A 13,956-nucleotide genomic window follows, 5' to 3' on the forward strand; every position below is an offset into this window, starting at 1 on the left:
CGGAGATAAGTATGAAACTAAGAATATGGATGATCTTAACTCTGGTTTTATCCCTGGGTTCATTGGTCTTAATCAGCCAAGAATCCTCCGAAAAAGACGCAAGAGTTTCTTTTCTAATCGGCAAAGTGCAGATCCAAAGATCCGGCAAGGGTCCTTGGGCTACTTTACAAAAAGGAGATACAGCCTCCTCGGGAGATATAATCTCCACTGGGAATGCCTCCAAGACAACTCTCTTGTATAGAGGATCGGAATTTAAAATATTACCGAATACTAAATTAAGAATCGCTACTCTTTACAATGAGAATCAAAACGGAAAACTAGAAGTCCTCAGCGGATTTGCTTGGTTCCAATTGGTAAACTTGAAAGGCAAGAAATTCGAGGTAGGCACTCCTACTACTACTGCAGGTGTGAGAGGGACCGCATTCTCCGCTTTTCATGATGCGAGAACCAAGGACTCTTCCTTTTGTACTTGCGAAGGTAAGGTGCTCATGAACGGTTCCGGAGATCCTAAAGACGGCACTCTCCAAGAAAAAGGGAACGGAGGCTATTATCCTGGAGATGGAGGAGAGCCTAAGAGAAGTACCTACGAAGGAATTATCGTGAAGTTCAAGTCCATGCCTCCTTTCAAGGACCTGATGAAGAAAAACATTTCTTTAAAGAACTGTCTTTCTTGCCACACTCCGCAAGGCTGGACGCCGGACGATTCGGTTCCAAGCGACGAGACTTACGGAGGCAGTAAAGTTCCTTAAGGACAAACGATGGTGGTCACAGGGTTGGCCGCCCAGGTTCCTTGGAATTGCAATCCTCCGAACAGATACGGATAAGGTTCCGTATTCGGGATCGGAACAGTGATCAGCCTCAACTTGTCCGTTGTGGACGGAAGATTACAAACCGTTCCCTTAGTCGGATGAGTGATAGCTGCCAGATTCAAGGATTGAGGAAGAGGAACCTGACGTAACACGTTATTCACCAGCGGTATAATCAAGGACCGGATCAAAGGATCCACTACTTGGAAAATTCCCTTAGGATCCAAACCGAACGGATTGTACTGCAAGCCTTCCATGATATCCAGGAAGTAAGACATACTCGCCTCATCCTTATTGATTACCAAGCTCATCGCGTTTAAGTTATTGTACTGTGGAAGGTTCGTAGGATCCGGATTCACGAAAGGAACAAAATTAAAATTCCCATCACCCTTAATACTCACTCGGACCGTATTCAAAAGATAGCGACAAGAGTTGGAAGCACTGTCCGCCGCAGCTGAGGAACATGTAGCTACTCCGTTATTCGTTCCATTAGGCCTTCTTCCATAGATCCTTAATTCTAGATCTGTAAAGTTCACGACTAACGTAGGAATTGCACTCGCGCCCGCAAATTTAAATTCTCCATTCGGGGCATGGATCGCATATACATCTATATCCACATCATCCGTAGCACTCACATTCTGCACCAACTGACTCTGGTTGGATGGATTCAAACCTACAAGAGTGGATCTACCCGGAGCAAGAATATTCAAGAGGGTCCCTACTTTTACTAATTCTTGGGTTAGCTGAAAGAGAGGATCGGTTCCTGCATACGCTTCTATCGTATCGATAAAAGTCTTATTGATGCGTAAATTCAAGGCTCCGTTCTGCCATAAGCTATACGCCGCCTGAGTAACCGTATCAGCGGTTAACGTAAGAAGGAGCCCTGGATTTGCAGCGCTCTTAGAGAAAGCGAAAGTGCTAGTCAAAGGATCCGTTGTCGGAATAGGCCTAGTACTCACGAATCCATTCGAAAGCAAATGACCGTGATAATTCGGATCAGAGGTGGCCAGTGGGCTCTTAGCTACAAGACCCACATCCGCAGAAGAGACCACTCCTTTATTCGAACCGCTTACTTTAACTGCTGCATCTGTCTGAGCTTTTAGTTTCAGACTGAGCGGGAAATTACTCAGAGGAGCAGGAAGATAATTCGGAAGGATCACATCCAAACCTGGATTGTTCAAAGAAAGAACCACTGCATTCAGAGTACTCGGAAGAATATTTTGAAAGACGTCTCTTAACATAACCTGAGTAATCTTAGGTGTTAAGGAAGCAGTCATCTGACTCGCGATACCGGTTCCTATGGAAGTGATCAGGTCCGCCAACCAGTCCGTAGAAGCGACCTGATTCATATTGTAAACGGTCAAATTTCCGGACCATTCGGAAGTATAAAAATTCCCTGTGACTGGATCGGTAGGAGTGTACGGAGTCTTGATCTGGATCACAAAACTACCGGTTGAGTCCACACTTGAATTCGTCTTTGCTTGCGTAAGACGAGAAGGCTTGGTGCTCAAATTATAATTCAATTCTGCAGTCGCAGTAAAATAGAAATAATTACCGGCGGAAACCGTAGCTAAAGAACTTCTATTCCGAGCGACCATAGCAAGATTGATGATCGCAGTCTTACCGTTTAACTGAGCGGTGAGCTCGCCGTTCGCGGTCGCCTTCAGTCCTCCGTTCAGGTTATTCGAACTTCCCGAAGTAGGAGGCATATTGACGCTCGTAATATAAACGTCGATATCGAAGTCGGAGCAGAAACTGAAGATGAATGTAAAACATCCGTTCTGCACGAATGCTCCTGGATTCGCTCCGGAGGCACCACAGTAACCGTCTCCATAAGTTGCAGAAGAATCGTAATCGGTTGCATCGCCGTAACTACGGATATAAGTGATGTTTGCATCGCTATAATTGATGCAGTAGGAACTTCTCTTGGTTCCCGAAGTAGGAGTATTAGAATAATCTGATAGAGTTTTTCCGCCGATCTTGAAGTCGTTATGAGCTAACCTTTCCAAAAGACCGCTGAATAATTTCAAAGTCTGAGCTTCATCAAAAACTGTGGCGGCCCCCTTGCTGATCAACGCATAAGGAGTCGTATTTACTTTACCGTAATTAAAACCGAAACTTCTGCGGAATACTTTTCCGTCTGCTGTAGCGATCAGGAATTCGTAAGCATTTCCGCCTTGAAATGGTTTCAATCCTATGTTCGCTCCGCTAAAAGCATTCAAATTCATAGAAGAAGCGAGTGGAGCTGTCATATCACAAGGAGCACTGCAGATGTTATAGACCGTATTAGAATTTAAATGTTGAAGCTTCACGGATTGGATCTGATTGGGATTCACCGGATTCGAGAAACTAGCATTTAAGTTCAAAGCGATTGTGCCTGGAGAAGCGTCTGCGTATGTTAAGTCCTTCGCACTGTTTCCAGGACCCACAGCGGTTCCATTTAAAGTCATATTGATTAAATAATCGGGCTCGGTCGTAAATGTAACCGTATATGGTTGGAGATTTCCTCCTTCTAATCCTTTGGATGCGCTGGTGAGAGTGAGCTTATAAGTTGTATTGGATTTCAATTCTCTGTATGGATCGAAAAGCAATCTACCGCCGGATTTCCAATAGAAAACACCTCCCTTGTTTCCAGAAGGTCCAGGCAAAGCGGTACCACTCTGCTCCGTCAAAACAAAGTCAGCCTGGACTGTAGAAGTAACCATGGGCTCGGAGAAGACGATCTCTAAGCTCTTATAACGATCCACTTGGGAAACGTTTGCAAGATTCAGAATTGCTTGAGGACCGGTAGTACCGAAATCAACCGGGAGCTGAACAGGAGTATCTGTCTCAGTATAAGTGATTTGATTAGAAGTGCCTGGAACTTTTCCACCTGTATCTACAGGGATCCCAATAGAGGAGAAGAAGGAGTCGAGCATGCTTCCCCCCTTCTGGGTTCCGCCGCATCCAGAAAATATAAGTAGAGCGGTCAGACCTGCCGTAAGAACAGTCCATTTCCGCGCAAAACTATTTGAAAAACCCAATCCGATCTTCATCTTTTCTCTCTCCAGTTCTATATGTATCATTCGTATGCAATTCGGCTGAAGCAGACAATCCCGTCGGATCGTCTTTTTCAACCTCAGGCCCACCTTCCCTTAAGTAGAAGGAATGAGCCCTTAAAGGTTATTTTCAATTTTAGGAGAAAACTGATACAGATCGTTATATTTCCCTATCCTCTTCTTTCTATAAATTGCTCCTCATTCTGATACTTCACTATTTTATAATTTATATTTTCATCATTCAATTAAGGACAAGAGATCGCGAGCCCCGGATTCGAAGCAGCCGTTCCCTGGAACTGCAATCCGCCAAACAGATAAGGGTAAGGCTGAGAAGTAGGAACAGGGATCGTAATCAATTTCAATTTATCCGTAGTAGACGAAAGAGCACAAGGAGTACCATTCGTCGGATGAGTGATTGCCGCCAAAGGAAGGTTCTGAGGCAGAGGCACCTGACGCAATACGTTGTTTACCAACGGAATGATCAAAGAGCGGATCAAAGGATCCACTACTTGGAAGATCCCGTTCGGATCCAAACCGAAAGGATTGTATTGGCTTCCTTCCAAAATGTCCAGAGTGTAGGACATGCTTGCCTGATCCTTTTTGATCACGAGACTAAGAGCATTCAGATTGTTGTATTGAGGCTTATTGGTCGGATCAGGATTTGTAAAAGGAATGAAGTTAAAAGAACCGTCTCCCTTAATGCTGACTCTCACGGTATTCAATAGATAACGACAAGAATTTGCCGCACTATCTGCCGCTGCAGAAGAACAAGTGAGAGAGCTAAGCACCGGATATCCGATCTGAGTTCCGTTTGGTCTTCTTCCATAGATCCTTAATTCAAGATCCGTAAAGTTCACTACAAGAGTTGGCAATTGAGCCGCACTTCCCACAAACTTGAACTCGCCATTCGGAGCATGGATCGCATATACATCGATATCTACTTCGTCAGTAGCACTTACGTTCGTAACCAGCTTTGTAGGATCACTAGGATTTAAGCCCACCAAAGTAGATCTGCCCGGAGCAAGAATATTCAAAAGAGTTCCCACTTGCACCAATTCTTGGGTCAACTGGAAGAGAGGGTCAGTTCCAGCGTATGCCTCGATAGTATTGATGAATGCCTTGTTAATTCTCAAATTCAAAGCACCATTCTGCCAGAGGCTGTATGCAGCTTGGGTAACGGTGTCGGCAGTCAGGGTAAGAAGAAGTCCAGGATTTGCATTGCTATTCGCAAACGCATAACTCTTAGGAGGAGTAGCCGCTGCCGCAGGCTTAGTGCTTACAAATCCCGTTGCCAACTGATGACCATGATAATTCGGATCACTCGCAGCCAGAGGATTCTTAGCAACCAAGGAGACGCTGGCAGAAGTCAGAATCCCTTTGTTCGTTCCATCCGATTTTACGACAGCGTCATTCTGAGCCATCAATCTAAGAGAAAGAGGAAAGCTACTCAAAGGAGCAGGAAGATAATCCGGTAGAGTGATGTCCAGACCTGGATTATTCAAAGATACAAGCACTGCATTCATCGCTGCAACCGAGATCCTTTGAATAAAGTCTCTTAGCATACTTTGAGTGATATAAGGTGTTGCCTGTGGAACCGCGCCGTTTGCAACACTTTCAGTAACGGAAGAAAGCCAAGAACCAAGATCGTCAGTCGCAGCAAGAAGAGTTACACCCGCAACAGTTAGGTTATTGGTCCATTCTGAAACGTAGAAGTTCTGAGTGATCGTATCCGACGGAGTATAAGGGCTATTGATAGTGATCGCGATATTTCCTGAACTATCGAATGTAGCCGTTGATTTAGCTCGAGCTAATCTAGATGTATAAGGAGAGCTATTATTCAGAGTCGCCGTTGTAGAGAACGCGTATGTATCACCGTTTCCTAATAAACATGCAAGCCCAGTACAGTCATGAGAATAACCGACAGGAACAAGGCCTACTACTGCTCTCTTTCCGTTCAGATCTATTCCCAGAACACCGTCAGCCTGCACATAGATCGAGTCGGTCACATTGGCGGTACTGTCCGGAGCCAGAGCAGGAACACTTACGCTTGTCAAATACGTATCCAAATACATGGGAAGATTTCCTGCGAAACTTGCAGTGATCGCGAACGCTCCCGGATTGCCAGTTGCTCCGCAATACCCGTTTCCATATTGTCCGGCCATGTCGCCATAAGACTGGATATAATTTACAGTGATCGGGAAATCGTTAGCAGTGATGGACCAGAAATCGATACAACGTCTATCGGAAGTGTTTCCATCCCCGTTTGGATCTTGAAGAGGACCAAGACTACTAGTGGTAGGAGCTCCTGCATAATCGTTAAATGTCTTGGAGTTGATCTTGTAATCCGCATGCACGAATTTCTCCAAGATCTTAGCGAAAAGATTCAAAGTTTGAGCCTGATCAAATACCGCTGCCGAAGCACTTGCTACCAATCCATACGGAGAGGAATTTACTTTTCCGTAATTAAAACCAAAGCTGCGAGTAAATACTTTTCCATTTGCAGTAGTGATCTCGAACCAATAAGAGTTTCCTCCTTGGTACGGTTTCAATCCCAAAGTTGATCCACTAAATGAATTTAGATTTAAAGAAGAAGCAAGAGGAGCAGTCATATCACAAGGAGAAGCGGAACAGATCACATACTCTTGTGTAGAATTCAAATGCTTCAATTTAATAGTTATGATTTGATTCGCGCCACTTACCGGATTAGAGAAGCTCGCGTTCAAATTCATCGCTATCGTTCCAGGAGTCGCATCCGCATACGTAAGATCCTTAGAACTATTAGCTGGTCCTACCGCAGTTCCATTCAAACTAGCAGTGACTAGATAATCTGGTTCGGTGGTAAACTGGACTGTATACGGCTGAAGATTTCCCCCTTCTAAAGCTTGGGAGGCAGCAGTCAGAGTCAATTGGTAAGTAGTATTAGGCTTTAACTCTCTATATGGATCGAAGATCAATCTTCCGCCGGATTTCCAATAAAAGACTCCTCCTTTTTGAGAAACAGGTCCAGGAAGAGCAGCGAAAGTACTAGGGCCAGTTTGTTCTTGCAAAGAAAAATCCGCAGATACGGAGGCTTGTGTCATCGGTTCAGAGAAGACTACTTCCAAACTTTTATAACGATCTACTTGGGATAGAGAAGCCAGATTCAATAATGCCTGAGGACCAGCAGTTCCGAAATCTACAGGTAGAACTGCAGGCTGATCTGTATCCTTGTATGGAGTAAGGGAAGCGCTAGTAGGCATACTTCCCCCGCCTCCCACTGCAATCCCCAGGGATGCAAAGATAGAGTCCGAAAGACTACCGCCCTTCGTTCCGCCGCAACCGATCAAGGTTGCGAGCATAACAAAAATTGCAAGTAAGGATCTCACCAGATTTTTTATAATAAACATTTCTATCAGATCTTCCTGTTTCTTATTTCTATCTTTTTCATCTTAAAGAGAATATCGCATTCAAGTCGTCCCAATAGGTCGACGTAGGTTGGTTATCATTCCAATTGTCATAGAAGAAGGCGTCTTCTCCTGAGAAACGACGACCTTTCTCGTAAATATCTCCGAAAAGCCCGATCAAGGTGCCTGCAGAATAGAGGAAGGCTCTATTGTCCATAAAAGGAGTCTGGATCATATTGGATCGTAAGAGAACTTTAGTATTATCGAATAGATCAGACACGGAATAGTGAGGAGCCATGTATGCGTGATTCTCCAAGTAACTGAAGAAACCGCCAGACTTACCCATTTGATAACCGGTCGCATACAGATTCTTTCCATAAGGAGCCATAGCATCCAACACAGGAGGAAGGCTTGTAGTAAGAATATCAGAAATAGTGTATGTTCTCACATAACCTGGAGGCGCAGGATCATCCTTATACAAAAGAGAAGAAAGTAGATCTAATGTATTGGTAACATCCGTCGCGGTGATCTGAATATCCAATAAAAGGTCCAACAAGAAGTCCAGAGAACGTACTAGAGACCAACCGGAAGATTGAGAAATATAATCTCTCATCCTCTTTACTAAAGTGTCTATCTTACCCCAGGCAGGATCGTATAGATTGTTACGAGGCATAGCGTCGTAATTATCTGCGATCCGAACGGTCAACCAATCGAAGGCTACGTCTATAGAGAATTGGTTCGGGCAATTCGTATAAAAATTCGCCTGCCCTCCACAATCGGACCAAAGCTTAGTCTCTCCCAAAATGAATTGGAGACCGTTCATGATCAGGTCTCTCGCGTCCGTTTTGTTCGGATCTCCAAGATTGGTTGTAAAGGTGATTAGTCCGGAAAGAATATCAGTTTTACTTAATAGATCTAAAGGACCGTCCGTCATACGATTACGGTCGTTCGTCTCTGTGCCGCTTCCATCCAGGGCATTCCCTTCAATCAAGACACTTAGTAGAGATCTATAATTTTTAGAAGGCTTATACTCTACAGGAGTTGCCGCTCCGTTTCTAATACCAGAGGAAATACCCACAGTACGGATCTGATTGAAAGAAGGAGTCGCAGGCAAATTATTCCCGGTAACTGAAGTCGTATCCGGTCCATAGAATAAGTAAGGTCTGCTAAATATCTCAGCAAGATTTGTGAAAACCTTGTATGGGTTATTGCCTGCTGCGCGGTTCGCAGGAGTCTTAGCGTCATCACCAAGAGCTTTAGCTAAGGCCACGATAAACGGAGTCAGACGATTTCTATTATTCCAATTCGTATCAGAAGGGGTTGCATTCGCAGAAGGAACATCTGTGGTTCCCAAGAACCCAAGTTGCTTGATTACACCTGCGTTTTGAGAGATCGTAGGAGGAATCATTCCGTAAGCAGTTGTCGGATCCGGAATCAAAAGAGGGAATAACGCAGAATACACTGCAGTCACTTGGAAGGATTCATCACCCGCCAGCCCGTAACCCCATCCTTCCATAAAAAAGACTGCGTCACCCGGAACATTGGATATATCCTGAAAATCAGATCCCATAACTTCCCAAGGACCATTCTGGGTTCCGGAGAAAGTTTTGATCGGAGTTCCTTTCTTCTGCCAATAACCGTTATAATTAGTACAATTGTCTTCGGTAGGACCGCAGTTAGGAGAAAGATTCATCATTCCTAAGATCCCGTTCCCGATCGCGGTAATGAACAAAGCTTCTTCGTAAGTAACAGTCGCAGCCAATTTCGCTCTCACAGGAAGAATCGCTACGAAACGTTTCTCATACATGAGCCATTGTAAATTGCGATAGAATGCTTCTTCTGCAGTGGAGACTTGGATCGGAGCAGAAATGGTTTCGGGAATACTGTACATTCCCTTAGTCGCTCCAGGATTCACAGTCGCAGGATTGGTCGCTCCTTCTTGAAGACCGCCAAGATAGATCCTACATTCTGTTTCGATAGCAGTAGCGGCATTTGTAACTGCAGTTCCATTCGGATTCGGATCACATGCGAGTCGATCTGCAGCAGTCATACCAGTGCGTGGAATTACTTGGATATAATACTGAGAAGTTTTCCAGGTCGGTTGGTATTGCAGAAGATTACCGTTAGGCGCAATCGGATTTCCACCAGAGTCTTTCTGGCTATAATAAGGACCGTATCCTTCTAAGGTTACCTTTACAATCCAATCCAACATCCAAGGGATCGTCTTGTTGTATACCTTATCAAATTGAGACTCATTCATAGCTGCAGTACCAGTAGAAGTATCCGTAATCGGAAGAGTCACACCTCTAGAAGGAGCCTCGAGAATAGAAAGTACTCTTGTATTGAATCCGATGCGATACACATCCGCACTGGCAGGCCCAGTATCAGGAGTTTCATCTCTAAAGACTTTCGTGTTTCCGGTAGCACCACCGGTCCTACTGTTTTCTGTAATATTCTTAAAATTGAAATTATCGGAGGAACCGATGATGGAGCCCATGCTGAACATTGCATCTCCCAAGGTCAGCTCTCCGCCTGTGGTTACTGAACCAGTGTCAGTCAAAGCGTTGTTTTGGGTCTGAGTTCCAGTCGGATTCCATCTAAAACCGTAATTATTCGCAAGAGTAAGAACAATAAATAAGCTCTCTAAAGAAGAAACAGGGCGACTATCTATATCGGTTTGGCGATTCTTACCATCACCATCCAATTGAAGAAGATCCCGGAAAGTCTGGCTTGAACCTGTAGAATTTCTCATGAAGTCCAAGGTGTATGCGTTCTTAGCAGTTTCCTTCAGTACGTTTACAGTAACTTCTCCAGCGGGGAAGATGAGAGCCTTAATGACTCCGAACAAGTCCCGAAGCATTGTCTCCAACTCCGCAGGATGTAAGGTACCTCCCGGAGAATTATAAGCAGCATTCGTAGAGTATTCGTTTGGAGTAGGTTCTCCTGCAGAATTCACAGTGAAGAAATTCTCTGCATGAATAATGAATTGTTTGAAAGAAGTCTGAGGAGTAAGTTCGTCCGCAAAACCTGCGGCCTTATACATCATCTCTCCCAAATCATAGATAATGGAGATAAATCCGTTCTTTAAGGATCGATCCGTAAGAAGAGAAGGAGCAAAGAAACCTCCAAGGAGATCCTCCATACCAGTGCGGAAGTTTGCGTTCAACTTCAAGGATTTGAATAAAAAATCCTCTATATCATGCAGGTTATCGATCGTACCAGGATCGATAAGAATATCCGCAGTATCGTGAATAGAAGTAGTGATCTGATTCGTCGAATTCGTATTGTATTCGATCAGCAATTGATTCGCGCTTAAAGGGATCAGATTTCTCATCACCGGATGATCGTATTTACGGATCTTCTCAAAGACGGGCTGCATGTCCGAATATGCGGTAGGATTTGAAGTTTGAAACTTTTCAATCAGGTCAGCAAGGCCCAAGGAAAGAGTTTGTAGAGCAGTACGGCTTTGCAGCATAGCCGCTTCAACAGCGCGAATTGTGCCTAAATTGTCCAATCTAGGAGCTTCGGATAAGGAGTCTCCCAAGGCAGCATTGAAGGAAACAGGGTCCAAACCGGTGAAAAAGCTCTTCACCACTGGATAAGGATTTAAGAAAGTAAATAGAGAAACGCCTGTATAATCGTCGGTATTATCCGAGAATTGTGCTACTCCGCTAGTGTCAGTACCGGCATGAGAACAAGCGCCGAATAATGACAATATAAGAGAAATGAAAATTATAAATTTCTTAAAATCTCGGTAGAGCGTAGTTCCCCGAGCTTTTTCTCCTATTGGCAGCATCTTCATCCCTAAAACCTCGCTGGGCTTTGATTCGCTTTTTAGAACGAATGTTATGTTTTTCTACCCGGCCGGCCTTTTTTTATACACCAGTTCAGAAAAACCTTCAATCTTTTTTTATATCGATCGTTCTAATGTTGTATCATTCGCTATACTGGTACATATTATAACGGACTAGACAAGGCTTTTTTTCACCATAATTCTCTAAAATAAAGATAACGATCGTTATTTTTTAATCTCTTATACGTCTCTTATTTCTCGTAAAAATGGTCATTTTTAACCCATTCAGTGAATTTTCAGAGGGGAGAAGAAACGGGTCAGAAGGGCATTTTAGTCAAATATTTATTGACAATAACCTTGCTTCATTTTCGTAAAGAAAATGTAAATATACACTTAAGAAATAATTTACCGACAAGTTTTGAACAATCGTTCGGAACGAGTTCTAATCGGTGTTTTATAACATTCAAATTATTTAATACTTTATCAATCTACAAAAAAGCCGGGAAACAAGTCCCCGGCCTTTTTAAAACTCCGCTTTTTGATCTAATTTACGCGGTCGCTGCTTTTCTCTTATAGATCGCGTATCCGATCGCGGCGAGCCCCAAAATCAGCCAAATATACCAGAATTTAACGAGTAAAATAGTGATCCCGGTAATCAGGAAAGCTATAATCCCTAAGAAAATAGAAAGGGCTGCCTTTCCAAATTCTCCTACAAAAGGAATAAAACTGAGTAATGACATGAGTGGTCCCAAGAGAAGAATGAAACTTACCCACATAACAACGAAACAAACCCCTCTCATCACCCATTTCTGCACATTGTCGTCACTTTGGATATCCTTCATCGTGGTAAGATAATCCCCTACAGAAGCGTTTAAGAATTTATTCCCTTCTTTGCTTGTGAATTTTCCCACAGAAGCTCCACTTACGGATCCCACAAAGGTCATATTCTCTTCTGGGATTGGGACAACGCTCACACTAATCCTTTCACATCCTTCGACAGTGTCGCGAGCGCATTTTTCGGATAAGTAAAGATATCCATCTTCTACTGTGCCTCTGCTCAACTGCCCAGCTTCAGGAACAATGGAACCTACTTCCGAAGTAAAATCGACTTCGCCTAGATGAACTGTGTAGGTCTTTCCTTCTTCTCCCTTGATCCTAGCATCGGAAGCATAGGAATCTTTGTCTTCTACCGTGCTTCTGTGATACTGTTTGGATTTACATTGAGAAGATTTAAAGTCGCGAGGATTCTTAGGAGAAGAGACCCAGTCCAGTTTGCAGTCATAGGTCTTTTTCTTATTCGAGTCCTCTTTGCTTGTCTCTTCCCAAGCATATACCTCGGAGGATTGACTGTAGGAAATATATTTGCCTGGTTTTACGAATTCTCCTCCAAGAGAATTCGCAGATAATTTTCCAGTTACATAGGATGCGAGCCCTGCTTGCGCTTGCGCGGCAGGAACGGCTCCCTTCAATGCTGCTCCCGCTTGCTCGCAAGTCTCCACTTGGTAGATCAAAAATAAAGAGGCAGGAAATAAAGCTACTCCTGCAAGAATTCCCTTAATCGATTCACCAATGGAACCGAGTATGCCTCCGCCTTCTCCCGAATCTTCAAATGCCATGTTCTTCCCTCCGATTGCCTTGAAAGACGAAAGGGCATTTTATAGGCTCAACAAGGAAAGGAGCAATAATTTTTTTCCAAAGATTTGAGGGGGAAAGTCGGCAACAGTTCCCACAGAAGAAGGTTAGAAGAATTTTAGAGTAGCGGAGAAATGGATTCCGCTCGGGGCTAGAATAACTCCAGCCAGGCCTTACGGATATCTTGCTTTTCCATGAAATAAGTACCAACGAGTGCCGCATCCACATGAGGACGAAACTCGTCTAGATCGGCCTTGCTCTTCACTCCAGACTCCCCTACTTTCACTATATTCGGAGAGAGTTTGCCCGCCACCTTAGAAACAAGATCCTTGTGAATGGTGAAATCATCCAAGTCTCTGGTATTCACTCCCACAATATTGGCACCGGCTTTACTAGCGATCTCGGCCTCTTCTTCCGTATGGATCTCGGTCAAGACATCCATATTCAAGCTTCTGGCCTCACGGATCAACTCAGCGAGTTTTTCTGGGGTAAGTATGCGAACGATCAGAAGAATTGCGGCAGCTCCGAATTCTCTCGCTTCCAGAATTTGCTTTCGATCCAGTATGAAATCTTTTCTTAATATAGGGATCTGTAGAGAAGAAGATATTTCGCGAAGATGAGAAAGATCCCCACCAAAGTATTGTTTGTCGGTAAGCACTGAAATTGCCGAGGCACCGCATTCAGAGTAGGTCTTGGCGATGGAAAGCGGATCAAACTCCTCTCGGATCACTCCGGAAGAAGGACTTTGTTTTTTACATTCGGCTATAATGGAAAATTTTCTGGATCGCAGAGATTGCCATAAGCCGATCCCGCGATAAGGAACTGGAGTATACTCCGGGATCGATTCGATCTCTTTCTTTTTTGTCTCTACGATTTCTTGTAGAACCCGATGTAAAGCCATCAGTCAGGAACGAAAGGTTTTTAGAGCTTCTTCTTCCGTTTCGCGAATGTCGAATAGAGAGGTGAGTTCGATTACGTCAAAAATTCTTTTGACCGCAGGCTTGATCCCGCAAATTTTCAACCCACCTTCTTTTGCATTTAACTTCCTCAGCGTGGAAATACAGGCTCTAAAACCGGACGAAGACATATAATCCACATCCTGCATATTCAAAATAACCTTAGTATGTCCTTGGTTATCAATTAGATCGTTCAGATTTTCTTCCACCTCATTGGCGATAGAGACGTCCAAACGTCCCTTGAGGTAAACTATGAGAACTCCGTCCTGCACCTTGTGATCCAGCAAAGGAACCTACCCTTAGAGATAAATTAGAGACAATTCTCGGTGCGAAAAATAGCCTGTCAAC

General features: G+C 43.9%; 7 protein-coding genes. 1 reads left to right on the forward strand and 6 read right to left on the reverse strand.

Features of this window, described 5'->3' with window-relative positions; genetic code table 11:
- The first annotated feature begins 5 nt into the window (after nt 1–5).
- Nucleotides 6–749, forward strand: coding sequence for a FecR family protein (locus tag EHO59_RS08415; RefSeq protein ID WP_210413058.1), 744 nt, complete (start codon nt 6–8; stop codon nt 747–749).
- Here EHO59_RS08415 and EHO59_RS08420 read toward each other — a convergent pair.
- The 6 genes from EHO59_RS08420 to EHO59_RS08445 all read right to left on the reverse strand — a co-directional run bounded on the left by EHO59_RS08420 (nt 746) and on the right by EHO59_RS08445 (nt 13,895).
- A complete protein-coding gene (locus EHO59_RS08420; RefSeq protein ID WP_135587298.1) occupies nt 746–3,841 on the reverse strand; it encodes an Ig-like domain-containing domain in 3,096 nt (1,031 codons plus the stop codon). The two genes, EHO59_RS08415 and EHO59_RS08420, sit on opposite strands and share 4 nt — an antisense overlap.
- 248 nt (nt 3,842–4,089) lie before the next feature.
- A complete protein-coding gene (locus EHO59_RS08425) occupies nt 4,090–7,230 on the reverse strand; it encodes an Ig-like domain-containing domain (RefSeq protein ID WP_135586827.1) in 3,141 nt (1,046 codons plus the stop codon).
- A 37-nt stretch (nt 7,231–7,267) separates the two neighbouring features.
- On the reverse strand, nt 7,268–11,029 hold the full coding sequence (locus EHO59_RS08430; RefSeq protein WP_210413051.1) for a hypothetical protein: 3,762 nt from the start codon (nt 11,027–11,029) through the stop codon (nt 7,268–7,270).
- A 539-nt stretch (nt 11,030–11,568) separates the two neighbouring features.
- Nucleotides 11,569–12,636: a TMEM43 family protein gene (locus tag EHO59_RS08435; protein ID WP_135586831.1), complete on the reverse strand. Its 1,068-nt coding sequence runs from the start codon at nt 12,634–12,636 to the stop codon at nt 11,569–11,571.
- Nucleotides 12,637–12,803: 167 nt separating this feature from the next.
- Nucleotides 12,804–13,553, reverse strand: coding sequence for a beta/alpha barrel domain-containing protein (locus tag EHO59_RS08440; protein WP_135586833.1), 750 nt, complete (start codon nt 13,551–13,553; stop codon nt 12,804–12,806).
- A 3-nt stretch (nt 13,554–13,556) separates the two neighbouring features.
- Nucleotides 13,557–13,895: an STAS domain-containing protein gene (locus tag EHO59_RS08445; RefSeq protein ID WP_135586835.1), complete on the reverse strand. Its 339-nt coding sequence runs from the start codon at nt 13,893–13,895 to the stop codon at nt 13,557–13,559.
- Nucleotides 13,896–13,956: the final 61 nt, after the last annotated feature.

The organism is Leptospira semungkisensis (genome assembly GCF_004770055.1).
Taxonomy (GTDB): domain Bacteria; phylum Spirochaetota; class Leptospiria; order Leptospirales; family Leptospiraceae; genus Leptospira_B; species Leptospira_B semungkisensis.